At 73.2% G+C, this 22,350-nt stretch carries 20 protein-coding genes; 12 read left to right on the top strand and 8 right to left on the bottom strand.

The features are described 5' to 3' along the window. The first annotated feature begins 8 nt into the window (after window positions 1–8). Genes CWOE_RS24515 through CWOE_RS24490 form a run of 6 tightly spaced genes read left to right on the top strand, consistent with a single transcriptional unit; the run spans window position 9 to window position 5,903 of the window. Window positions 9–1,319, top strand: coding sequence for an ABC transporter substrate-binding protein (locus CWOE_RS24515; protein WP_012936346.1), 1,311 nt, complete (start codon window positions 9–11; stop codon window positions 1,317–1,319). Window positions 1,320–1,323: 4 nt separating this feature from the next. Further along, a complete protein-coding gene (locus CWOE_RS24510; protein WP_012936345.1) occupies window positions 1,324–2,265 on the top strand; it encodes a carbohydrate ABC transporter permease in 942 nt (313 codons plus the stop codon). After that, window positions 2,262–3,149, top strand: coding sequence for a carbohydrate ABC transporter permease (locus CWOE_RS24505; RefSeq protein ID WP_012936344.1), 888 nt, complete (start codon window positions 2,262–2,264; stop codon window positions 3,147–3,149). Before CWOE_RS24510 ends, CWOE_RS24505 begins: the two co-directional genes overlap by 4 nt. A gap of 4 nt (window positions 3,150–3,153) precedes the next feature. Next, a complete protein-coding gene (locus CWOE_RS24500; RefSeq protein WP_012936343.1) occupies window positions 3,154–3,543 on the top strand; it encodes a RidA family protein in 390 nt (129 codons plus the stop codon). Between the two features lie 3 nt (window positions 3,544–3,546). After that, window positions 3,547–4,746, top strand: coding sequence for an ABC transporter ATP-binding protein (locus CWOE_RS24495; RefSeq protein WP_012936342.1), 1,200 nt, complete (start codon window positions 3,547–3,549; stop codon window positions 4,744–4,746). Further along, window positions 4,743–5,903 carry an alanine racemase gene (locus CWOE_RS24490; RefSeq protein ID WP_012936341.1) on the top strand — a complete coding sequence of 387 codons (1,161 nt, stop codon included), beginning with the start codon at window positions 4,743–4,745 and terminating at the stop codon, window positions 5,901–5,903. The genes CWOE_RS24495 and CWOE_RS24490 overlap by 4 nt, the downstream gene beginning before the upstream one ends. On the opposite strand, the gene CWOE_RS24485 is transcribed toward CWOE_RS24490, so the two are convergent. Beyond that, entirely contained in the window at window positions 5,900–7,090 is a 1,191-nt protein-coding gene (locus CWOE_RS24485) for an alpha/beta hydrolase family protein (RefSeq protein WP_012936340.1), read from the bottom strand. The genes CWOE_RS24490 and CWOE_RS24485 overlap by 4 nt on opposite strands. 39 nt (window positions 7,091–7,129) lie before the next feature. Continuing rightward, window positions 7,130–7,759, bottom strand: coding sequence for a TetR/AcrR family transcriptional regulator (locus tag CWOE_RS24480; protein WP_012936339.1), 630 nt, complete (start codon window positions 7,757–7,759; stop codon window positions 7,130–7,132). A 60-nt stretch (window positions 7,760–7,819) separates the two neighbouring features. On the opposite strand from CWOE_RS24480, the gene CWOE_RS24475 reads away from it, so the two are divergent. Further along, window positions 7,820–8,266, top strand: a complete 447-nt coding sequence (locus CWOE_RS24475) for an SRPBCC family protein (protein WP_012936338.1) — start codon at window positions 7,820–7,822, stop codon at window positions 8,264–8,266. Between the two features lie 35 nt (window positions 8,267–8,301). On the opposite strand, the gene CWOE_RS24470 is transcribed toward CWOE_RS24475, so the two are convergent. Next, a complete protein-coding gene (locus CWOE_RS24470) occupies window positions 8,302–9,027 on the bottom strand; it encodes a hypothetical protein (protein WP_012936337.1) in 726 nt (241 codons plus the stop codon). A 183-nt stretch (window positions 9,028–9,210) separates the two neighbouring features. Here CWOE_RS24470 and CWOE_RS24465 point away from each other — a divergent pair, with 183 nt between their 5' ends. From CWOE_RS24465 to CWOE_RS24455, 3 genes are all read left to right on the top strand, one after another. Beyond that, window positions 9,211–9,801 carry a hypothetical protein gene (locus CWOE_RS24465; protein WP_041730912.1) on the top strand — a complete coding sequence of 197 codons (591 nt, stop codon included), beginning with the start codon at window positions 9,211–9,213 and terminating at the stop codon, window positions 9,799–9,801. A gap of 360 nt (window positions 9,802–10,161) precedes the next feature. Continuing rightward, complete coding sequence (locus CWOE_RS33660) at window positions 10,162–12,321, top strand: TolB-like translocation protein (protein ID WP_012936335.1); 2,160 nt, start codon at window positions 10,162–10,164, stop codon at window positions 12,319–12,321. A gap of 1 nt (window position 12,322) precedes the next feature. After that, window positions 12,323–15,460: a hypothetical protein gene (locus CWOE_RS24455; protein WP_012936334.1), complete on the top strand. Its 3,138-nt coding sequence runs from the start codon at window positions 12,323–12,325 to the stop codon at window positions 15,458–15,460. A gap of 62 nt (window positions 15,461–15,522) precedes the next feature. Here the strand turns inward: CWOE_RS24455 and CWOE_RS24450 are convergent, their stop codons facing one another. Beyond that, a complete protein-coding gene (locus tag CWOE_RS24450; RefSeq protein WP_012936333.1) occupies window positions 15,523–16,548 on the bottom strand; it encodes an MBL fold metallo-hydrolase in 1,026 nt (341 codons plus the stop codon). Continuing rightward, window positions 16,545–17,537 (bottom strand): amidohydrolase family protein, encoded by a 993-nt coding sequence (locus tag CWOE_RS24445; RefSeq protein WP_012936332.1) that lies wholly within the window; start codon window positions 17,535–17,537, stop codon window positions 16,545–16,547. Before CWOE_RS24445 ends, CWOE_RS24450 begins: the two co-directional genes overlap by 4 nt. Window positions 17,538–17,668: 131 nt before the next feature. Here CWOE_RS24445 and CWOE_RS24440 point away from each other — a divergent pair, with 131 nt between their 5' ends. Next, entirely contained in the window at window positions 17,669–18,406 is a 738-nt protein-coding gene (locus CWOE_RS24440; RefSeq protein WP_012936331.1) for a DUF6683 family protein, read from the top strand. Window positions 18,407–18,527: 121 nt separating this feature from the next. Next, complete coding sequence (locus tag CWOE_RS24435; protein ID WP_041730908.1) at window positions 18,528–20,075, top strand: GAF domain-containing protein; 1,548 nt, start codon at window positions 18,528–18,530, stop codon at window positions 20,073–20,075. Between the two features lie 6 nt (window positions 20,076–20,081). On the opposite strand, the gene CWOE_RS33655 is transcribed toward CWOE_RS24435, so the two are convergent. From CWOE_RS33655 to CWOE_RS24420, 3 genes are all read right to left on the bottom strand, one after another. Further along, complete coding sequence (locus CWOE_RS33655) at window positions 20,082–20,822, bottom strand: hypothetical protein (protein ID WP_012936329.1); 741 nt, start codon at window positions 20,820–20,822, stop codon at window positions 20,082–20,084. A 63-nt stretch (window positions 20,823–20,885) separates the two neighbouring features. Next, window positions 20,886–21,311, bottom strand: coding sequence for a hypothetical protein (locus tag CWOE_RS24425; RefSeq protein ID WP_012936328.1), 426 nt, complete (start codon window positions 21,309–21,311; stop codon window positions 20,886–20,888). Continuing rightward, window positions 21,308–22,315 carry a carbon-nitrogen hydrolase family protein gene (locus CWOE_RS24420; RefSeq protein WP_012936327.1) on the bottom strand — a complete coding sequence of 336 codons (1,008 nt, stop codon included), beginning with the start codon at window positions 22,313–22,315 and terminating at the stop codon, window positions 21,308–21,310. The genes CWOE_RS24425 and CWOE_RS24420 overlap by 4 nt, the downstream gene beginning before the upstream one ends. Between the last annotated feature and the right edge of the window lie 35 nt (window positions 22,316–22,350).

The raw sequence follows: 22,350 nt of genomic DNA, 5'->3' as shown, positions 1-22,350 counted from the left end.
GATCTGTGATGAGACGAATGCTGATGGTGGGCGCGGTGATCGGCGCCCTCGCCGTCGCCGGCTGCGGCAGCAGCGACGACGACGGCGGCGGGGGAAGCGGGAGCGCGGGCGGCGTCACCGAGGTGACGTTCTGGCACGGCCAGAACGACATCACGCAGAGAGCGCTGGAGAGACTGGTCGACGAGTTCAACGCGACCCATCCGAGCATCAAGGTCGACGCCAACTCCGGCGGCGTGCTCGCCGACGAGATGCTGACGAAGCTGACGGCCAGCCTGGCGGGCGACTCCTACCCGGACGTCGCGTACGTGTTCGGCTCCGATCTCGCCAACATCTCGCGCAGCGACAAGGTCCAGAACCTGACCGAGGCGGTCGCCGAGCCGGGCTGGAGATGGAACGACTTCTGGCAGGGCGAGCGCGAGGGCGCGACCGTCGACGGCAGAGTCCGCGCGGTGCCGGCGCTCGCCGACAACCTCGGGATCATCTACAACAAGAGACTGTTCGACGACGCGGGCGTCGCGTACCCCGAGGCCGACTGGACGTGGGACGACTTCCGCGCGACGGCGAAGCAGCTGACCGACGAGGGCAAGGGCCAGTTCGGCTACTCGTGGCCGGGCGGCGGCGGCGAGGACACGACCTGGCGCCTGTGGCCGATGATCTGGCAGCAGGGCGGCGACATCCTCACGCCCGACGGCAGCAGAGCCGCGTTCAACTCGCCCGCTGGCGTCAGAGCGCTGGAGCTGATCGGCGAGATGGCGACCGACGACAAGTCGATCTTCGTCGACTCCGACCCCAACGGCGAGCGCGCGATCAGACTGTTCCAGGGCGGCAAGCTCGCGATGATCGAGGCCGGTCCGTGGGTGCTGCCCGACGTGATCGACGCGAAGGTCGACTACGGCGCTCAGCGCCTGCCCGGCTTCGACGGCGACCACACCACGATCGCCGGCGCCGACAACTGGGTCCTGTTCGACAACGGCGACGAGCGCTCCAGAGCCGCGCAGGAGTTCATCCAGTGGCTGACGGCCGAGAGACAGGACCTCGCATGGGTCGCCGCGACGCAGTCGCTGCCGCTGCGCAGAAGCACCGAGGAGACCGCTGAGTACAGAAGGCTCGCGAGCAGAGTCCCCGGCACCGACGTCTTCGCGATGAGCCTCGACACGGCGCGCGCACGGCCGTCGCTGGAGGTCTACCCCGAGATCTCCAAGGCGGTCGCCGAGGGCGTCGTCGCGGTGCTGCTCGGCCGCGCTGACGCGCAGGAGGCGCTCGACGCCGCCGCGCAGAGAGCCGACGCCGTGCTCGCCGGGGCCGGGGCGGGAGGCTGAGCAGATGTCCGCCGCCGCACCAGCCGCGGCCGCGCCGGCGCCCTCGTGGCGCCGGCGCATCTTCGGCCAGCATCCGAGCGCATGGCTGTTCATCCTGCCCTCGACGCTGCTGATCCTCGGCCTCAACTTCCTGCCGATGGCGTGGGCGTTCCTGCTCTCGTTGCAGAGATCGGACCTCGTCACACCGGCGGAGTGGATCGGCTTCGACAACTACAGCGCGCTCGCGAGAGACCCGACCTTCCGCGACGCCGTCGAGCACACGCTGATCTACACGGCGCTGTTCGTCCCGCTCAGCGTCGGCGGCGGCCTCGCGATCGCGATGATGCTGAACCGCAAGATCCGCTTCATCGGGATCTACCGGACGATGATCTTCGTCCCGTTCATCATGTCCGCCGCCGCGCAGGGCGTGCTGTTCAGCTTCATCCTCGATCCGCAGTACGGGCTCGCGAACGCGGCGCTCGACAGCGTCGGGATCTCCAGACAGGGGTTCATGCAGGACCCCGGCCAGGCGCTCTACGTGCTCGTCGGGATCGGCCTCTGGGGCGGGCTCGGCTTCTGCGTGATCGTCTTCCTCGCCGCGCTCCAGGACATCCCGAGAGAGCTGATGGAGGCGGCCTCGATCGACGGCGCCCGCCGCTGGGCGACGCTGCGCAAGATCGTGCTGCCGTCGCTGCGGCCGGTGATGGTGTTCCTGTTCGTGTGGCAGACGTTCCAGGCGCTGCAGCTGTTCGACCTCGTCTACGCGACGACGCGCGGCGGGCCGCTCGGCTCGACGACGGTCGTCGTCTACTACGTCTACGAGCAGGCGTTCCAGTTCTTCCACGCCGGCTACGGCTCGGCGGCGGCGTACGTGCTCGCGGTCGCGATCTTCGCGATCGGCGGCGGCCAACTCGCCGTCCGCGCGATCCGCCGGCGGCGCGCCGAGCGAGCGGCGGTGGCGGCATGAGCGCGCTGACCGCCGCGCCGGAGCGGCGCGCGGGCGCCGCGCCGCCGGTCCCGCAGGAGCGGGGCCGCTGGAGACTGCCGTTCAGCCCTTGGCACCTCGTGCTGGCGCCGATGGCGCTGCTGTTCGCGGCGCCGTTGATCTGGCTGTTCCTGACGTCGTTCATGTCGAACGCGCAGATCAACCGCTTCCCGCCGACGATCATCCCCGACGCGCTGCACGTGACCGGCTACGACTACGTGCTCTCCAACGGGCTGTTCCCGCGCTGGTTCCTCAACTCCGCGATCGTCTCCTCGGCCGCGGTGATCTCGAACCTGATCCTCTGCTCGCTCGCGGCGTACGCGTTCGCGCGGATGAGATTCCGCGGCTCGAACGTGATCTTCGCGCTGATGCTGACGACGTTGATCATCCCGTTCCAGCTGACGATGATCCCGACGTTCCTGATCATGAAGGAGCTGGGGCTGATCGACTCGCTGGGCGCGCTGATCGTGCCGGGGCTCGTCTCCGCGTTCGGCATCTTCCTGCTGCGGCAGTTCTTCGTCTCGCTGCCGAGAGAGCTGGAGGAGGCGGCGCGGATCGACGGCTGCTCGCGTCTGACGGTGCTCGTGAAGATCGTCCTGCCGCTCGCGCGGCCGGCGCTGACGACGCTCGCCGTGCTGACGTTCCTGACGATCTGGAACGACCTCACGTGGCCGCTGATCGCGATCTCGTCCGACGAGAACTACACGCTGCAGCTGGGCTTGACGACGTTCCAGGGGCAGCACCGGACCGAGTGGGCCGCCGTCATGGCCGGCGACGTGCTGACGACGCTGCCGGTGCTGATCGCGTTCCTGCTCGCGCAGCGAACGTTCATCCAATCGCTCACCTCGAGCGCAGTGAAGGGCTAGACCGATGAAGCAACCAGTCGCCGGAACCACCCCCGCCGCCTCCTACTCGCCGGGCATGCTGGCGAGCGGCCGCACCCTCTACGTCTCCGGCCAGGGGCCGCTCGACGGCGGCGAGGTCGTGAGCGGCACGATCGAGCAGGAGACGCAGCTGACGCTGGAGAACCTCGCGCGCGTGCTGGCCGACGGCGGCGCGACGCCGGCCGACGTCGTGCGCGTCGGGATCTTCCTGGCCGACCTCGACGAGTTCGACGCGATGGACGCGGTCTACAAGCGCTTCTTCGCCGACGCGGCGCCCGGCGCCGCGCTGCCGGCGCGCACGACGGTCGGCGCGGCGCTGCGCGGCATCAAGGTCGAGATCGACTGCGTCGCGGTGCTCCCCGACCCCGAGGGCTGAGCGATGGGCGCGATCAAGATCGAGCAGGTCTCGAAGGTCTACGAGGGCGACGTCCGCGCGGTCGACGCCGTCGAGCTGGAGGTCGCCGACGGCGAGTTCATGGTGCTCGTCGGCCCGTCCGGCTGCGGCAAGTCGACGCTGCTGCGGATGATCGCGGGGCTGGAGGAGGTGACGCTCGGGCGCATCTGCATCGGCGACCGCGACGTCACGCGCCTGCAGCCGCCCGACCGCGACATCGCGATGGTGTTCCAGAACTACGCCCTCTACCCGCACATGACCGTCGCGGAGAACCTCGCGTTCGGGCTGCGCCAGCGGCGCACGCCGAAGGACGAGGTCGCGCGGCGGGTCGACGACGTCTCGAAGATGCTCGGGCTGGAGGAGCTGATGCGGCGCAAGCCGGTCGCGCTCTCGGGCGGTCAGCGTCAGCGCGTCGCGATGGGCCGGGCGCTCGTGCGCGAGCCGGCGGCGTTCCTGATGGACGAGCCGCTGTCGAACCTCGACGCGAAGCTGCGCGCCTCGATGCGCGGGCAGCTCGCGCGGCTGCACGACCGCGTCGGCACGACGACGGTCTACGTCACGCACGACCAGGTCGAGGCGATGACGCTCGGCGACCGCGTCGCGGTGATGCGCGGCGGGGTCCTGCAGCAGTGCGACGTGCCGCAGAAGCTGTTCCGCGAGCCGGCGAACCTGTTCGTCGCGGCGTTCATCGGCTCGCCGTCGATGAACCTCGTCGAGGCGACGATCTCCGACGGCGTCGTGCGCTTCGGCGAGCACACGCTGCCGCTGCCCGAGGGCTCGGGCCTCGGCGACCTCGTCGGCGCCGGCGGCGAGCGCGGCGTCGTGCTCGGGCTGCGCCCGACCGACATCGACCTCTCCGGCCCGCAGGCCGACCCGACCTGGCCGCGGATCGCGGTGACGGTCGAGGCGGTCGAGGAGCTGGGGGCGGAGACGCTCGCCGTCTTCGCGCTGGAGGCGCAGCGGGTGACCGCGGAGGCGGTGCGCGACGCGAGCGAGCAGAGCAATCCGGACGACGGCACGCTGCTCGCCGACGACCAGCGCGCCCGCTTCACCGCGAGCGTCCACGGACGCCACGCGGTGCGGGCGGGCGAGCGCGTCGACCTCGCGGTCGACCACCGCGCGCTGCACGTCTTCGACCCGGTCAGCGGCGAGGCGCTGGGGCGGCGGGCGCTGGTGCACGCATGATCGGTCAGCCGGTCGCGGAGCTGGAGACGCCGGCCGTCGTCGTCGACCTCGGCGCGCTGGAGCGCAACGTCGCGCGCGCGGGCGCCTACGCGCGCGAGCACGGGCTGGCGCTGTGGCCACACCTCAAGACGCACAAGACGGTCGCGGTCGCCGAGCGCCAGCGCGCCGCCGGCGTCGCCGGCTTCACGGCCGCGAAGACGACCGAGGCAGAGCGCTTCGCGGCGCACGGGCTCGGCCCGCTGCTGCTGCACTACCCAGTCTTCGGGGCGGCGAAGTGGGAGCGGCTGGCGGCGGTGGCGGGGGAGGCGCCGCTGACCGTCGCGCTCGACTCGCTCGCCGCGGCGGAGGGGCTCGACCGCGCGCTGCGCGCGCGCGGAACGAGCGCCGAGCTGCTGATCGAGCTGGACGTCGGCATGCGCCGCACCGGCGTCGCCGACGCGGCCGCCGCGCTCGCCCTGGCGGAGGGCGTGGAGCGGTTCGGGGGGAGCGGCGGCGGCGGTGGCGCGGGCGGCGCGGGCGCGGGCGGCGTGGCTGGCGCCGGCCTGCGCATTGCAGGGATCTCCTGTTATCCCGGCCACGTCCGCGGCACGCTGGAGCAGGTCCGCGCCGGGCTGGCGGAGGTCGACGTGCGGCTGCGCGCGGCGCGCGAGGCGCTGCTGGCGGCAGGGATCCGCTGCGACCGCGTCTCCGGCGGCTCGACGGCGTCGCTGTTCCTCTCCCATGAGACCTGCATGACCGAGGTGCGCGCCGGCAACTACGTCTTCCTCGACCGCAGCGAGGCGCGCGGCGCCTGGACGGCGGAGGACTCGGCGCTGCACGTCCACGCGACGGTCGTCTCGACGAGCGTGCCGGGCCGCGCCGTGCTCGACTCCGGCAGCAAGACGCTCGGCGAGGCCGGCCCGCCGGCCGGGCTGACCGGCTGGGGCACCGTCGTCGGCGCCCCCGGCGCCGAGATCGTCGCGCTCAACGAGGAGCACGCGGTCTGCGAGCTGGCGGGCGGCGCGGCGGACGCGGGCGCCTGGCGCGTCGGTGACCGCGTCGCGGTCATCCCCAACCACGTGTGCACGTGCGTCAACCTCCACGACCGCCTCTACGCCGCCCGCGACGGCGTCGTCGAGGAGGTCTGGCCGCTGATCGCGCGCGGCGCGGTTCGCTAGCGCCGGCCGTCGTCCTCCTGGACGACGGCCTCCGGGAACGCCGGCAGCGGCGCGGCGGGGGCCCGCTCCAGCGCCTGGTCGAAGAAGGCGGTCAGCACGGCGCGCTGCACGGCGACCGCGCGCAGCGGGTCGATCGTGCCGAGCACCCTGCGTCGCACGTCGGCGGGCGCGGGCCGGGCGACGACGCCGAGGTCGCCGAAGGAGAGGTGGCGCGCCGTCGGCACGTCGACGATCGGGCGCGCGCCGGTCAGCCTGGCGTGGAACGTCGTCAGCGACGGATCGTGGACGGCGGCGGCGTTGGCGCGGAAGAGCAGGAACGGGCGGTCGAGCCCGCGCCGCGCGACGGGGCCGAAGATCGAGCCGTCGAGGTCGGCGCCGGCGCGCACGCCCCGCTCGCGGAACATCACGTTGGCCGCCGTCGCCCCGCCGAGCGAGTGGCCGAAGACGCCGATCCGGCGCGGGTCGACGTGGTCGCGCTCGGTCCGCCGCAGCGAGCGCAGGACGAACCGCACGTCGGCGACGCGGGTGTCGAGCACGATCGCGCGCGGGGCGTCCCGCTTGGTCAGGCTGCGACGGATGATGCGCCCGCCGGGCAGCTCGACGGCCGGCGACTCGTACGTGTGGTCGACGGCGGCGACGAGGTAGCCCTGGCTGGCCAGCTCCTCGGCGAGCTGCTGGTACCCGAGGCGCGAGATCGCGTAGCCGGGCGAGAACAGCAGCAGCGGGTGGCGGCCGGGAGCGATCGGCGCGCCGGTGCGGGCGTGGGTGCGCAGCCGGGAGGCGGCGGGTGAGACGCCCGAGTCGGCGACGAGCGCGGGCAGGACGCGGCGGGGCGCGTAGCGGGCGAGCGGCGCCTGCGAGGGCTGCGCGGGGTACCAGAGCGAGGCCACGACGGCCCGCTTCCGAGCACGGCCGTCACGGCGAGGGGCGAAGGGATCGCGGCGCGTGCGGTCGACCAGCGCGAGCGTGCGAACGCCGACGGGCGCGGCACCGGTGGGCGCGGGGAGCCGTGGCGCGGGCGCGATCGTCTCGTCCCGCGCGGGCGCCGGTGCCGGCGCGCCGAGCGCCGCTGCGGGCAGGCCGAGCGTGCTCGCGGCGAGCAGCAGAGCGGCGACGGCGGCGCGGCGTGCCTGGCGCGCAGCGCCGGGCGGCGGTCGGAAGCGGGGGTTCGGTTGCGCGGCGACCATGATTTCTCCATTCATCTAGGTGACTAGCACTATAGATGTTCATGGTGCCGGGCCGGTCGCGTACGCGGCGAGCATGGCGACGGTCGCGTCGATCCACGCCTCCGGCGGGTGCTCGCCCGCTGGGTGGATGACGAGGTTGTGCGTGACGGACTCGATCACCTGCACGATCAGGCGCGCGGCCAGCTCGGCGTCGGCGACCGTCGCCTCCGGCGAGGCGCGCAGGTAGGCGGCGAGCCGCGCGGCGGCCGCGGCGGCGAGGGCGTCGAGCCGGCGGCGCAGGCCGGGCGGGCGCGGCGCCTCCTCGAACAGGACGCGGTGCAGCGCGGGCCGGTCGCGGTGCAGCGCGACCATCGCCTCGACGACGCGGCGCAGGCCGTCGCGCAGCGGGGGCGCCTCGGCGAGCAGCCCGTCCAGCAGCGGCGTCATCGCGCGGGCGCCCTCGTCGACGTGGCGCTCGACGATCGCGAGCAGGATCGCGTCCTTGCCCGGGAAGTACTGGTAGAGCGAGCCGATCGAGATCCCGGCGCGCTCCGCGATGCGGTTCGTCGTCCCGGCGGCGTAGCCGTGGCGCTCGAAGACCTGAGCAGCCGCTTCGAGGATCGCCTCGACGGTCTCTCTCGCCCGCTCCTGGCGCGGCTGCTTGCGGGGGCTCAGGCGCGCTCTGGCCATCGTCGCGGAGGCTCCTCGAATGCGAGTAGACGAATACGAGTGATTGCTCACAATAGATCGATGCGCTCCGTTCGCGTCACCACCGACCTCCCGCTCGCCGCCGAGGCCGCGTGCGAGCTGGCACAGAAGCCGGCGCTGTTCGCCTACGTCGTGCGGCCGATCTTCGCCGCGCGCGATCTGCCCGACCGTTTCGACGACGTCTCCGCCGGCACCGAGACCGCCGCGCGGCTGTGGTGGCTCGGCGTGCTGCCGTCCTGGCGTCACCACCTGCGCGTCGTCGAGATCGGCTCGCGCGGGCTGTACACGAACGAGCGCGGCGGCCTCGTGCGCGCCTGGAACCACCGCCTCACGTTCGAGCCGCTGCCGGACGGCGGCGGCTGCCGCTACACCGACGAGGTCCAGCTCGACGCCGGACCCGTCACGCCGCTCGTGTGGCTCTTCGCGCAGCTGCTGTTCCGCTACCGCCAGGCGCGCTGGCGCGGTCTCGCGCGGGTGCTGGCCGGCTAGGGCCGGGTCCGCGGCGCGGACCCGGCCAGCCGTGATCAGAGGCCGCCGACGGCGACGTTGCTGGTGAGCTGGATCGTGTTGTTGCCCGAGCTCGAGGGCAGGCCGAGCTTGAGGTTGACGGCGGCGTTGATGAGGCCGAGGCCTATCCCGCAGCCGGACGCGCCCGGGATGCTGAACGTTCTGTCGGTGTTGACGTTGCCCGTCACGAGGACGTAGTCGTCGAAGAACGTCGTCGTGCCCTCGGTCGTGGTGAGGAGGTTCAGTCTGGCCGGGTTGGCGTTCGTGCCGATCTGGCACCCGGGTCCGATGATCGGGTTCGTCAGCTTGAGCTTGATCGGCTGCGAGATCCCGTACGTCGCGAGGTTGAATCTGATCGCCGACGGGGGGCCGGCGAGCTCCGCCGTCGCCGTGACCGCGTTGCCCGGGATCGGGAAGTCGATCCCGATCAGGCCGCCCGGGACCTGCACGGGTCTGGCGAAGAAGCCCGTCGTGCCTCTCGGCGCGACGAAGAGCGTGTCCTCCGGCGTCGCTCCGAAGACGAGGCCGCCACGGATCTGCATCGAGTCGCCGAGCGGCACTCTGAAGCCCTTTATGTCCATGAAGCCTCTCTGCGCGGCGACGTTGATGCACGCGTTGAGGTTGGGCGTCGATCTCGGGCAGTCGGAGAAGTCGGGGAAGGCCGCGGCGGAGGTGCCGGCCAGCGCGCCCGTCGCGGCGGCCGCGACCGCGACGGCGGTCGCCAAGCGCTTGCGATATGTCATGTGCTTCCTCCTTCGGCGTGTGAACGCACACGCAGGTTTGAACGGTGAACGGATATGGCCGTGCGTTGAACGAGGGCGGGAGCGCGGCTCCCGCCCTCGTCGTCAACGCGTGAGCTCACGCGACGTCTGGCTGCGTGAGCGTCCTCCCAATTCGGCGGTCAGCCGGATATCGTCTGCGTCGGGATGCTGAACGTTGCGCTGAACGTGCCGATCGGCGGGCACGTTCTGGCGCTTAGGTTCGCGACGAGCGGAACCGACTGCGACGACACGGTGATGCCGGTGGTTCTATTCGGTATCCCTCCCGTGCCGGTGAGCGTCGCTCTGATCGTGCCGCCGTATAGGCATCTCAACGCGGTCGCCGGGATGTCGACTAGGAAGCCGACCCCGCTGATCGTGAGTCCGGTGCTCGTGACACCGCTGAGCGGTAGCGGGACCGCGTTCGTCAGCGACACGTTCCAGGCTGGATTCGCTAGGACGAGGGCGGACCCTCCGGTGCACGGCGTCGCCGTTCCGCTGGTGATCGATCCGAGCGATCTGCCGGCTGTGTTGTCGACCGACGTCACGAGTGTGCCTATCAGGTTCACCGTGCATGTGATGTTGATGCCAGAAGCTCTGAAGTTGGAGTTCGTGGATGTTCCCGTGATCGCTCCACCAGGGCTTATGGACAGGGTTAGCGCCGACGCGACGCCGGTGAATCCAGCGACAGCGACGAGCGCCACGACCGCCGTGACGGCGGCGCGGAATCTTGAAGACATGAAGTTGCTCCAGTCGTGAAGAGTTACGTGCGAGGTACGTCACTGTATTTGCGCCTGCCCGCGCGCATGCGAACCTGCCGCAACGAACGCTGCGAGACGCCCGTGCTCTCCCCTTTCTCATGGCGGCTTCGGCCGGGACGCCATGTCGTCGCAGCGACACCGACGGACGCGGCCGCGCTGCGGCGCGCCGGCTCCCTGACCCCTGCGGTCTTATAGCAGAAGATCGTGAGATCGATCAACACTTTGTGAGTCGATCGTACTTGCGCTGGAAATCGTGGATCTGTATCGTCCATTGCACGAAATGATGTAAAGGTGTGTTCGGCGTGAGCGGCTGTCACTGCGCGCACGCCTGGGTTAACGCTGTGGGGATAGGGATGGCATGGTGAAGAGGTCAGACGTGCTCGCGTCGGCGTTGCGGCGCGTCGGGTACATGGGTGTCTGCGTCGTGCTGTTCTGCTTGGCGTCGCCACCCCACGCCGCGGTCGCCGATCTCCAGCACGGGCGCCAGCTCGAGCTCGTCCCGACCGACACGAACCAGACCGGGGTCGCGAACGTGCTCTACAGCGACGACGGTGACAGGCTCTTCTACGACATGGTCGGCGGCAACGACCTCGCCACCAACGGCGCGCTGCCGAGCTTCCTCGCGACCCGGGGCGACGACGGCTGGACGTCGCGGGGGCTGCTGCCGCCCCGCGCCGAGCAGCACGGGTCGGTGTACTTCTTCACCGGCGCGACGACCGATCTCGCGCGCTTCACCTACGCCGTCACCAACGGCGTCTTCCCGCAGCCGCCGCCGCCCACGTCGCTCGTGCGGCTCGGCGCCGACCGCACGCAGGAGCTGCTCGTCAGATGGCCCGGAGGACTGGGCTACCAGCAGCAGTACGCGGTGCAGCCGCTCACGTCCGACGACCTCGCGCACGTCGTCGCGCTGTCGGGGACGTCGCTGGACCCGCGCGACCCGGGGTCCGAGGTCACGCCGCAGCTGTACGACTTCGGCGCCGGCATCCCGCGGCTCCTCAGCGTGCTGCCCGACGACTCCGCGTCGGCCTGCGGCGCCGCGATCGGCGCGGGTTCCACACGCGTCACGGCGGGACAGCACTGGATCTCCCGGGACGGGTCGTACGTGCACTTCCTCGGCCGCTCCTCCTGCGGTGATCCGTTCAACCTGTTCGTGCGCAACGCCGGCCAGACGAGGCTGGTCTCCGGGCCGCCCGTCGCGGGTGCTGACCACGGCGCGACGTTCGTGCAGGCGACGCCGGACGGCCGCACGGTCGTCTTCGCCACCCGCACGCAGCTGGTGCTCGCCGACCAGAACGACGGGCTCGACGTGTATCGCTCCGCGGGCGGCCCGGCCGACTGCCTGACCTGCGGGATCGCCGGCGCGGAGATCCAGAGAGCGATCGCCTCCGAGGACGGCACGCGGGTCTACTTCACCTCGCCGGCGCTGCTCGTGCCCGGCAGAGGCTCGCCGGACTCGCCGCTCAACATCTACACGCTGACGGGCGACGGACCGCTCAGATACGTCGCGGGCTCGTCGGGCAGAGGCGACCTGACGGGCGTCCCGTCGGCGGGCGACACGCTCACCGCCGACGGCTCGGTCTACCTCTTCGCCTCGGGCCAGCAGCCCGGCGGCCCCGACGTCGGCGGCTGCCGCGACCCGTTCGGCGCCGCCCGCCCGTGCACGCAGCTGTACCGCTACGAGGCGGGCAGCGGAGCCGTGACGTGCATCTCCTGCCCGCCGGCGGGATCGCCCGCGCATGACGTCCCGACATCGCTGAGCGGGTCGGGCCTGCAGGTCGACCGCACCAGCCCGATGAGCGCGGACGGCCGGATCGTCTTCTTCCGCACGGCCGATCCGCTCGTACCGGAGGACGTCAACAGGGATCTCGACGTCTACGAGTGGAACGACGGTGCCGTCTCGCTGATCACCGACGGCCGCACGTCGTTTCCGGCGTCGATCACCGGCCATGTCGTGATCGGGACGACGGCGAGCGGCCGCGACGCGTTCTTCACCAGCTATGCGCCGCTCGTCCCGGGCCTGACCGAGGCAGGGACGCTGCAGCTCTACGACGCGCGCATCGGCGGCAGGGCGGCGCGGCCGCCCGCCCCGCCGCGCGAGCCGTGCGACGGCGACGGCTGCCAGGGCGCGCCCGCGTCGCCGCCGCAGGCGCTCGCGATCGGGTCGCTCGGCGGGACCGGCCGGGGCAACGTCGAGCCCGGCGCGCGGCGCGCGGGCAGGCTCGTCGTGCGCAGACCGCGTCCGTTCGCCGGCGCGACGGGCGTCGTGCGGGTGCGGGTCGACGGCGGCGGACAGGTCGCGGCGAGCGGGGCGGGGGTCAGACCCGTCACGGCGTTCGTGCGCAGAGCTGGTACGCACGCGCTGAGGATCGCGTTGCACGCGCGCAGCCGGGCGCGCCTGCGCGCGCGGGGGACGGTGCGGATCACCCTCCGGATCGTCTTCAGGCCGACCGGCCGCGCCCCGTCGAGAACCGCCGTCGTCCTGACGTTCACGGCCGACCGCGCGCGGAAGGGGCGCTAGCGTGCGTGCGGCGGTACGGCTCCTCGCGCTCGGGCTCGCGCTTCTGCTTGCCCATACCGGCAGCGCCGTGGCGGCGACGCCGTCGGCCGGCTGGGAGATCGGCTCCACGGCGCTGCCGTCGACGTTTGCGCCCGGGGACACCGGCGCGCAGTACCGGATCCTCGCCAAGAACGCCGGGGCGGCGGCGACCGACGGCAGCGCGGTGCAGGTCAGAGCGGTCCTGCCCGCCGGCGTGACGGTGACGGCGATCGTCGGGGACGCCGACTACGTCGGCACGACCTGGACGTGCGACGTCGCGACGCTCACGTGCGACCTCGTCCCGGGCTTCAACGGGCCGGCCGTGAAGGCCGGCCAGGTGCTGCCGCCGATCCTCCTCACGGTCACGGTCGACGCGGGCCTGTCGGGCGACGTCGTCAGCGGCGCCACGATCGAGGGCGGCGGCACGCCGGCCGTCTCAACGGCGACGACCACCCCGGTCGGGTTCGCGCCGGTTCCGTTCGGCGTCCGCGACGGCAGCTTCCGCGCCGAGGTCGTCGACGAGGCGGGCAGAGCCGTGAGCGAGCTGCAGGCAGGCGAGCATCCGTTCAGCGTCGTGGTGGGCCTTGCGGTCCCGGCCGCCCGCTTCGACGACGGCAACGGCGGCAGCTACGCCGCGCCGGCCGACACCGTGCGCAACGTCCAGGTGCGGATGCCGGCAGGCTTCTACGGCAGCACGCGGACGGCCGCGAAGTGCACCAACGACCAGCTCGCGCTGACGCTCGGGCAGGGAGCCGGCTGCCCCGCCGGCAGCCAGGTCGGCACGGTCGACCTGACGCTCTTCAACGGGACCTCGCTGTACTCGTGGGCGGACTCGCAGCAGATCGCGGTCTACAACATGGTCCCGCCGAAAGGCGTCGTCGCCGACTTCGCGTTCGCCCTGATCGGCAACCCGGTGCACGTCCGGATCGAGCTCGATCCGGACGATCATTCGCTCGTCGCGACGATCCCGAACGTGACCGAGCGCTTCCCCGTGCTCGACCAGCGGCTGACGCTGTGGGGCACGCCCGGCGACCCGCTGCACGACGCCGAGCGCTTCAACCCGGCCGACCCGTTCGGAGGGCTCCCGCTGCCGTTCCCGGGCGACGCGAGCCCGTTCCTGACGCTCCCGTCGCGCTGTGGTCAGCTCGACGGCGCGAGCGTGAGCGTCAGCTCGTGGGGCGCGCCGGGCCGGGTCAGCTCGGCCCGGACGGCCGCGAGGACGGTGAAGGGCTGCGAGCGGCAGCGGTTCGGCGCCTCGATCGGCCTCGGCATGGACACGACGCGCGCCGACGCTCCGAGCGGCATCTCCGTTCGCGTCGACGTCGATCAGCAGACGGGCTGGAGAGGGCTCGCCACACCCCCGCTGAAGGACGTCGCGGTCGCCCTCCCCGAGGGGGTGTCGGTCTCGCCGTCGTCGGCCGACGGCCTCGCCGGCTGCTTCCCCGACCAGATCCGGCTCGGGACCGACGCCGAGCCGGCGTGTCCGGACGCGTCGCGGATCGGCAGCGTCGAGATCGCGACGCCGCTGCTCGACGAGCCGCTTCGCGGCGGTGTCTTCCTCGCGCAGCCGCGTGCCAACCCGTTCGGCTCGCTGATCGCGTTCTACGTGGTGGCGCAGGGATCCGGCGTCACGCTGAAGCTGCCGAGCCGGGTGACGACCGATCTCGCGACCGGGCGCGTCACGACGACGTTCGAGCAGCTGCCGCAGCTGCCGTTCTCGACGTTCAGGGTGCGCTTCAAGGGCGGGCAGCGCGGGCTGCTCGCGACGGCGCCGACGTGCGGGACGGCCGCCGCGTCCGCGCGTCTGACGCCGTGGAACGGATCGCTGCCGGCGATCGTGATCGAGCAGCCGATGACGACCGACGCCGACGGGGCCGGGGGCGCGTGCGGCGCGTCGCGGTTCGAGCCGGCCTTCCGTGCCGGGACGGCCGATGCGACCGCCGGCAGGACGTCGCCGTTCGCGCTCGCCGTCGCCCGTCCCGATCAGCACGAGCAGCTCGAGGCGATCTCGACGGAGCTGCCGGCCGGGCTGACCGGCCGGATCGCCGCCGCGACGCTGTGCGCCGACGCGGCGGCCGCCCGCGGCACCTGTCCGGTCGCCGCGCAGGTCGGCTCGGTGCAGGTCGGCTCGGGTCCGGGCGCGAGCCCGCTGTTCCTCGACGGGAAGGTCTACGTCACCGGTCCGTATCGCGGGGGTGCGTTCGGGCTGAGCGTCGCCGTGCCGGCGGTCGCCGGTCCGTTCGACCTCGGCACGGTCGTCGTGCGGGCGGCGATCTTCGTCGACCCGCTGACGACACGGCTGAGGATCGTGTCGGACCCGTTCCCAGCCAGCCTGGAGGGGATCCCGCTGCGGATCCGCGACGTGCGGCTCGCAGTCGATCGGCCGGGGTTCATGCTGAACCCGACGAACTGCTCGCCCGCGAGCGTCGCCGGGCAGCTGCGCTCGACGCGCGGCCGGATCGCGACCGTCGCGAGCCGCTTCCAGGTCGGCGACTGCGGGGCGTTGCGGTTCAGACCGCGGATGACGCTCCGCGCCGGTTCCAGACGGCACCGGCGTGGCGGCGACTCGACGCCGCTCGAGGTCGTGCTCGCGATGTCGCCGGGGCAGGCGAACGTCAGATCGGTGTCGGTGACGCTGCCGCGGACGTTGAGCGCCCGGCTCCAGGTCTTGAACACGCGGAACGCGTGCACGCTGCAGCAGTTCAGGTCGGACAGCTGCCCGATCGACGTCGGCTCCGCGGTAGCGGTGACGCCGCTGCTGCGCGATCCGCTCGTTGGGCGGGTCGCGCTCGTGCGCAACCGGGCGAGCAGACTGCCGGACGTGATGGTCGCGCTGCGGGGGCAGGGCGACGCGCGGGCGGTCCGGGTCGAGCTGGCCGGCAAGATCGCGATCACGAGAGCGCTGCAGATCCGCACCACGTTCGCCGCGGCGCCCGATGCGCCGATCTCGAAGTTCCGCCTCAGCTTCGCCGCCGGCAGACACGCGGCGATCGCCGCGAGCGAGAACCTCTGCAGCGCGAGAGCGAGACGACGGTCGATCGCGCAGCTGACGTTCGTCGCGCAGAACGGCAGGCGCGTCGCGCGCGACCAGCGCATCGCGATCGCCGGCTGCCGGCGCTGAGCGCCGCGCGCGCCGGCCGCGCGCGCCACGTGCGTACGCTGGCCGCGCGCGTGCGGCGCCGCCTACGCGAGCGCCCAGCGCGGCGGTGAGCCGTCGAGCCGCACGACGCGGCCGGCGGCGACGTGGGCGTCGAGGTGAGCGCCGATGCAGCGGGCCAGCTCGACCGTCGCCTCCGGGTAGGGGCCGACGGCTGCGTCGCACGCCTGCAGCAGCTCGGCGAGCGAGCGCGCGCGATCGGTGGCGCCTCTGCCGTGCGCTTCGTCGCGCGCGCCGCCGAGCGCCGCCAGCACCGCGGCGTCGAGCGCGTCGACCCAGCGCTCGCTCAGGTCGAGGAAGGCGGCGACCTCGTCGCCGCGCAAGAGCGGGAAGTGGGCGGTGCCGAGCCGTGCGGGCGCGAGCGCGCGCAGCGTCGCGATCGAGCCGCGGTAGGCGGCGAGGTCGCCGTACGGCGTCGGGCTGACGAGCGCGCCGTCGTAGGAGCGGAAGCCGTCGCCCATCACGGCGTCGAGCACGATCGCGGTCGCGCTGGCACGGTGCAGCAGGCCGAGGTGGCCGGCCGAGTGGCCGGGCAGGTGCAGCAGCTCCAGCGCCATCCCGCCGCCGAGGTCGAACGCCGGCGACGCCGCCTCGTCCGCGCCGGGCGCGACGTCGCCGTCGAGCGGCGCGTCGGCGCCGGCGGCGTCGCGCAGCCACTCCCACGTCTGCGGCGGGTAGTCCAGCTCGTAGTCGCGGTACCAGCCGTAGCGCGCCGCGGTGATCGCGGCGAACGACTCGATCTGCGGGCGGTCGGCGGGGTGCGCGACGAAGCGTGCGGCCGGCGCGAGCGCGCGCAGCTCGGCGTCGCCGCCGTAGTGGTCGACGTCGGCGTGCGAGATCACCACGTCGGTGAGGTCGGCGGGCGTCAGCCCGAGGCCGGCGAGCGCCGGCACGATCGCGGCCGCCGGCGTTCCGGCGACGCCGCTGTCGACCAGCAGGATTCGCTCGCTGCCGACGCACAGCCACTGCGCCATCGGCCGCTCGCCGAGCGGCGAGGCGATCCGGTGGATGCCGGGGACGACCTCGGTCACGTCGAGTCCGCGCGTGCTCACGACGCCGCCTCCAGCTCCAGCTCCAGCACGCGCGCCGCGTTGCCGCGGTAGATCCCGTCGAGCACGTGGGGCGGCAGGCCGAGCGTCGACTCCAGCAGCGTGAACCAGCTCGCGTACGCCTCCGCCTCCGGCGGGAAGTGGTCGGTGCCGAACAGCACCCGGTCAGCGTGACGCAGCAGCAGCGCGCGTGCGCCGTCGGCGTCGGCCGCCAGCTCCTCGGCGCGATAGGAGAAGTCGACGACGAGGTTCGGGTACGCGTCGAGCATCCGCGTCAGCCACGGCAGGTCCTCGGCGTCGACGCCGTGGGCGCCGACGAACGTCGTCCGCGGATGGGCGGCGACGAGCGCCTCGAACGACCACATCAGCTGCTCGAACGACGGGTAGTCACCGCCGTGGAACGACCAGTCGGGGTTCGCCTTCAGCATCTCCCAGCGCGGGTTGCTCTCGTCGAACGGGAGGAAGAACGCGGGCGGGTCGGCGGTGTGGATCAGCACCGGCAGGCTGAGGTCGGCGGCCGCCTCCCAGACGGGCGCGATCCGCTCGTCGTCCGGCAGCAGCAGGCGGCCGCGCGTGTCGCGCCAGCCGAGCCCGAGCGTCTTCCACACCTTCAGCCCGCGCGCGCCCGCGGCGGCGGAGCGCTCGAGCGACGCGACCAGCGCGGCGGCGAAGTCGTCGCTTTGCGCCGCGAGCGACCAGTCGAGCTGGCAGAAGGTCGCGAAGCGGCCGGGGTGGGCGCGGTCGTAGCGGTCGAGGTTGGCCTCCAGCTCCGCGTCCCAGCGGCCGTCGAGGTTGACGATCGCCGCGATCCCGCCGCCGTCCATCAGCTCCAGCAGCGCGCCGACGTCAGGCACGGTCCACGGCAGGCCGGGCGCGCCGCCGGCCAGGTCCGCGGGGACCCAGCCGCCGTCGGCCCCGAGCCAGCGGCCGAGGTGGTTGTGCGCGTCGATCAGTGGCGGGCGATTGTTCATATACGCGAACGTCTGTTCCATTGAGAAAACACGCTATCCATCACGCCCGGGAACGTCAACGGATCGCAATGCCCGTACGAGGACCATGCCCGCGGCGCCGGTCGACGTACCTGCCGCGGAGACGGCCCGCGGCGCGCGCTAGCCTGGCGCGCATGACGATCACGAAGACGGGGGCACGGACGCTGCTGGGGGCGATCGCCGCGGGCGTGCTGCTCGCGCTCCCGGGCCCCGCATCCGCGCAGCTCGACGGACCGGCGACGCCGTACGTCGACGCCGTCGGCGCGTGGGCGAACGCGCAGACGCTGCGGCGCGACCTGGAGAGCGGCGGTGGGACCGGCACGGCGCCGGCGAGAGGGAGAGCGCCGAGACGCGCGACCGCGAGACAGCTCGCGGCGCTGCGCTTCACGCCGAGCGCGGGCGTGACGCGGGCCAACGACGACGCCGTGATCGCGAAGCTTCCGTCGAGCTACGACCCGGTCAGAGTCCGCGCGGTGCTCGCCGAGCTGCGCGCGGAGGGCCGCAAGGTGCTGCGCGCCAACGGCTTGCGCGGCAACGACCTCGGCGATGTCGCGACGTTCGACCTGATGCTGCTGTACCTCGTCTACCACGACCTCAGAAGCGACCCGCCGAGAGCGGCGGTCGCGGCGCTGCGGCGCGAGGTGCGCAACGACATCGCGGCCAACCCGGCGACCGTCCGCCTGTCCGACGCGCGCAAGCAGACCGCGGCGGAGATGATCGACATGAAGCGGACGTTCCTGCTCGCCGACTGGCCGGCCGACGCGCTCGGCCGCAGCGACCGGCGCGCCGAGATCCGCACGTGGGTGCGCGCGGCGTTCGGCGTCGACCTGCGCGCCGTCAGACTGACCGCGCGCGGCTTCGTCGCGCGCTGACGGTCAGCTCCCTCCAGTCGGAAGGGATGGTGCTGCACAATAGGGAGACGTGGTGATCGGCCAGTGGCGGTGGGGCTGGCCTGTCCAAGGAGGCGAGCACAGCACCGTGCGCAATCCATGGTTGGCGATCGGATCGGCCGTCGAGCCGGCGTCGCAGGCGCGCCTGATCGCACGGGCGAGCGAGCGCGTCCAGGAGGGCAACCCGCCGCCGCGGGTGCTGCGCCCGGTCGTGCTGGAGTCGTGGGAGCGCTCGGCGCAGGCGGGCGTCTTCGCCGAGCGTGAGGAGCTGCCGCCGCGGCTGACGGCCGAGGAGCTGGAGGAACGGCGAGCGAGACACCCGCTCGCGGCGGCGATGCCGCTGATCCGCTCGCTGCTCGTCGATGTCGCCGAGGATGCGCGCCACATCGTCGCCGTCTGCGACGTCACCGGCCACCTGCTGTGGGTCGAGGGCAGCCGTGCGACGCAGCGCGCGGCGCTCGGCATCGGCTTCGTGCCGGGCTCGGACTGGAGCGAGGGCACGACCGGCACGAACGCGCCCGGCACGGCGCTCGAGGCCGACCACCCGATCCAGGTCTTCGCCGGCGAGCACTACAGCGCGACGCACGCGTCGTGGATGTGCGCGGCGGCGCCGATCCACGACCCGGAGCACGGCGGGCTGCTCGGCGCGGTCGACCTGACCGGGTCGTTCGACACAGCGCACCCCTCGACGCTCGCGCTCGCGAACGCGACCGCGAGAGCGGTCGAGGCGCACCTGGCGGCGCTCAGCGCGTGGAAGGACGCGGCGGCGCTGGAGGCTGCGCGCGGCCACCTCGGCGCCGGCGCGAGCGTGACGGTCGTCTCGCCCGGCGGACGGCTGCTCGGCGAGGACCTGGGGCGCCGCCGCGTGCCGCCGCCGACCGAGCCAGGCCGGCTGCGGATCGGTCGCGCGGTGGTCGAGGCGGAACAGCTCGCGGCGGTGCCGGGCTACTGGCTGCTGCACCCGCACAGCAGGCGGCGGGCGGCCCCCAGAGCCGCCGCGTCCGCTGCGGACGGCGCCGCGCTGCGCACCGGCGCCGCGTCGGCCGGCACGGCCCACGGCGTCCACACCGGCACGCTTCGGCTGCGCCTGCTCGGCACGCCGGCCGACGCGGTCGTCTCCGCCGGCCGGCCGCTGACGGTGACCCCGCGCCAGCTGGAGATCTGCGCGCTGCTGGCGCTCCACCCCGACGGCCTCGGCAGCGGTGAGCTGCGCGAGCTGCTGTACGGCGACCAGGAGGTCGCGGACGTGACGATCCGGTCGGAGCTGTCGCGCCTGCGCCGCACGCTCGGGGCGGCGCTTGCTGCGCGCCCCTACCGCTTCGCGACGCCGGTCGCGACCGACGTCGAGCACGTCGAGCAGTTGCTGCACGGCGGCGACGTGCGGGCGGCCGTGCAGGCGTACACGGGGCCGGTGCTGCCGGCGTCGGAGTCGCCGCGGATCGCGGACCTGCGCGACCAGCTCCACTACGAGCTGCGCGCCGCGCTGCTCGCCGGCGAGGACCCCGACGCGCTGTTCCAGTGGATCCGCGCGCCCCACGGCGCCTCCGACGCCGCCGTCGCCCGCCGCCTCACGACGCTGATCGGCGCGCGCGACCCGCGCCGCGCGACCGCCGTCGCGGTCGTCGAGGCGGATCTGTTCGCGCGCCGGTAGCGAGCGTCAGGAGGTACGGCGGAAGAGCACCTTCGCCGTCGAGGTGGCGCAGTGGTGCCAGCCCCTCTGCCCGATCCGGTCGCATCTCCCGCGTCTGCTCTGGAAGACGATCGTGTGCCGCTCGCCTCTTCTGAGGCGCAGCAGCTGGCGGGTCCCACCGCGCTCGGTCATCTTCCCGAACTCCGGCCGCTCGGGGCCGGGATCGGCCGGCAGCTCGACCTCCGGGCAGCGCTGCTGGAAGTCGTCGAGCCCCGCGGCGACGTTGAACGTCAGCGACCGGTTCTCCGCCGTCAGCGAGGTGGACGCGCGCGCTCTCTTCGGGCCGCACGTCGCCTTCACGTTCTCGTCGGGGACCTCGCCTCTGCAGCGGCCGTACTCGCTCAACGGTCCGCACGGCGAGCACTCCTCGGTGTCTGGCTTCAGGTGGCCCTGGTAGTCGAGTCTGCGCTCGACCTGCGCCGGTCCCTCCTTCGGCGAGTGGCCCCAGATCTTGCCGGCGTAGTACTCGTCGAGCTTCAGCAGGCCGGTGTACGCGCCGACGGACGTCGTGATGACGCCGCCGCCCTTGATCCAGGAGTCGCACTTCTCCGGATAGCCTCTGCTCATGTCGGTCCACTGGTATCTCTGCTCGACCGACACGACGCGGTAGGCGAACATCCGCGGCAGCGTGTCGGCCAGCGCGGCCGCCGGCGCGGCGGACAGCAGGACGAGGACGACCGCGGCCGTCCGAACGATGGTCTTGGTCATGGCCCGCAGGGTGCGCGCCGAGGGTGGCGCGCCGCAAGCGGGGAACCCCGCGCTCGCCGTCGTCTAGCGGTCGGCGGCCGCGTCCGGCCGGCGCGTCTTGCGCCCACCGGCCGCCAGCCCGCAGAAGCCGATGGTGGTGCTCACGAACGAGGCCGTGACGGCGGCCATGAAGAGCGGGTGTCTGTCGAGGTCGGGCTTGAACGCGAGCGGCAGGAACGCCATCGCGTTCGTCCAGGCGCCGACCCGCAGCGCGCGGCCGGCGAGCGGCGGCGGGTCGGGGACCGCGAGGCCGCAGGCGACGCTGGCGGTGCCGAGCGCGGCGAGGTCGAGGTGCCACTGACGGATCCGCGCCGGGTTCTGGATGCCGAGTCTGCGCGCCGTCTCCGGCTGCGTGCGGCAGAGCGTGTAGACCCAGCCCGAGAGCGCGCTCGCGGCCAGCTCGACGAGCCCGGAGCGGGCGAGCGGACTGAGTGTGCGGGCGTCGCTCATGCCACCGCTCCGGTCCGCGGCGGGGCGGTGGTCGGGGCTGCGGCCGGCGCGGCCGGCGCGCCCGCGAGCGCCGCGCGGTCGAGCCTGCGCTCGTGCGCGCGGCGGTACTGCGACCGTCCGAGCGGGTTCTGGTACGCCCACGCGGCGGCGCCGAGCGCGCCCCGCTGCTGGAGCCAGAAGCCCGCGGGCAGCGCGCGCGGGGGACGGCGTCGCGGTTCCAGGTCGGCGACGGCGACGCCCGGCCCGTCCTCGCGCCCGCGCGCCGCGAGCACCGTCCCGTCCGCGTCGCAGACGACCGCGGCGCCCGCGAAGCGGCCGTGGTAGATCCAGCTGCCGCCGGGGAACGGGCAGTTGAGCGGACCGGAGTGGGCGGCGTGGACGACCGGCGCGCCGGCGTACGGCGCGAACCGCTCCGCCGCCGTGACGGCGCGGCGGTGGTTGGCCGCATCCCAGCGCGCGAACAGCCGGTGCGGGCGCCAGCGCGGGATGCTCCACCAGCCCGAGCCGCCGACCACGAGGTCGACGCGGCCCGCCAGCCGCTCGGCGGTCTGGGTCCGCATCAGCTCCCAGCAGAGCGCGACGCCGACGGTCAGCCCGCCGGCCTCGATCCGGCCGGGGTCGCCGCCGCCGACGTAGAGCGCGTTCTCCCACATCGTCGGGAGGTCCTTGTCGTGGCGGCCGAGCAGCGCGCCGTCGGGGCCGAAGAGCAGGAACGCGTTGCGCACGTGGCCGTCGTCGTCGCGCACGAGCGCCGAGCCGCCGACGTGCGCCTCGTGCCGCGTCGCGAGGTCGCGCAGCAGCTGCGCCGGCGCGCCGTCCGCGGGCGGCGCCGCCTCGCGCAGCTCGGGACGGTTCGCGACGCCGGTCGAGAAGAACTCCGGCAGCACGATCCAGTTCGCCCCGCGCGCCGCCGCTGCGTCCGCGAGCCCCTCGCACAGCTCGAGGTTCGCGTCGATGTTCCCGACCTCCGCTTCGAGCTGGACGGCCGCCGCGCGGATCGTCATCCCGTTCCCCTTTGCAGTTTGCCTCGAAACTGAAC

The sequence above is a fragment of the Conexibacter woesei DSM 14684 genome (assembly GCF_000025265.1).
GTDB classification, from domain to species: Bacteria; Actinomycetota; Thermoleophilia; order Solirubrobacterales; family Solirubrobacteraceae; genus Conexibacter; species Conexibacter woesei.
The sequence above is the reverse complement of the archived record's forward strand: the minus strand, read 5'-3'. Positions and strand labels throughout refer to the sequence as shown.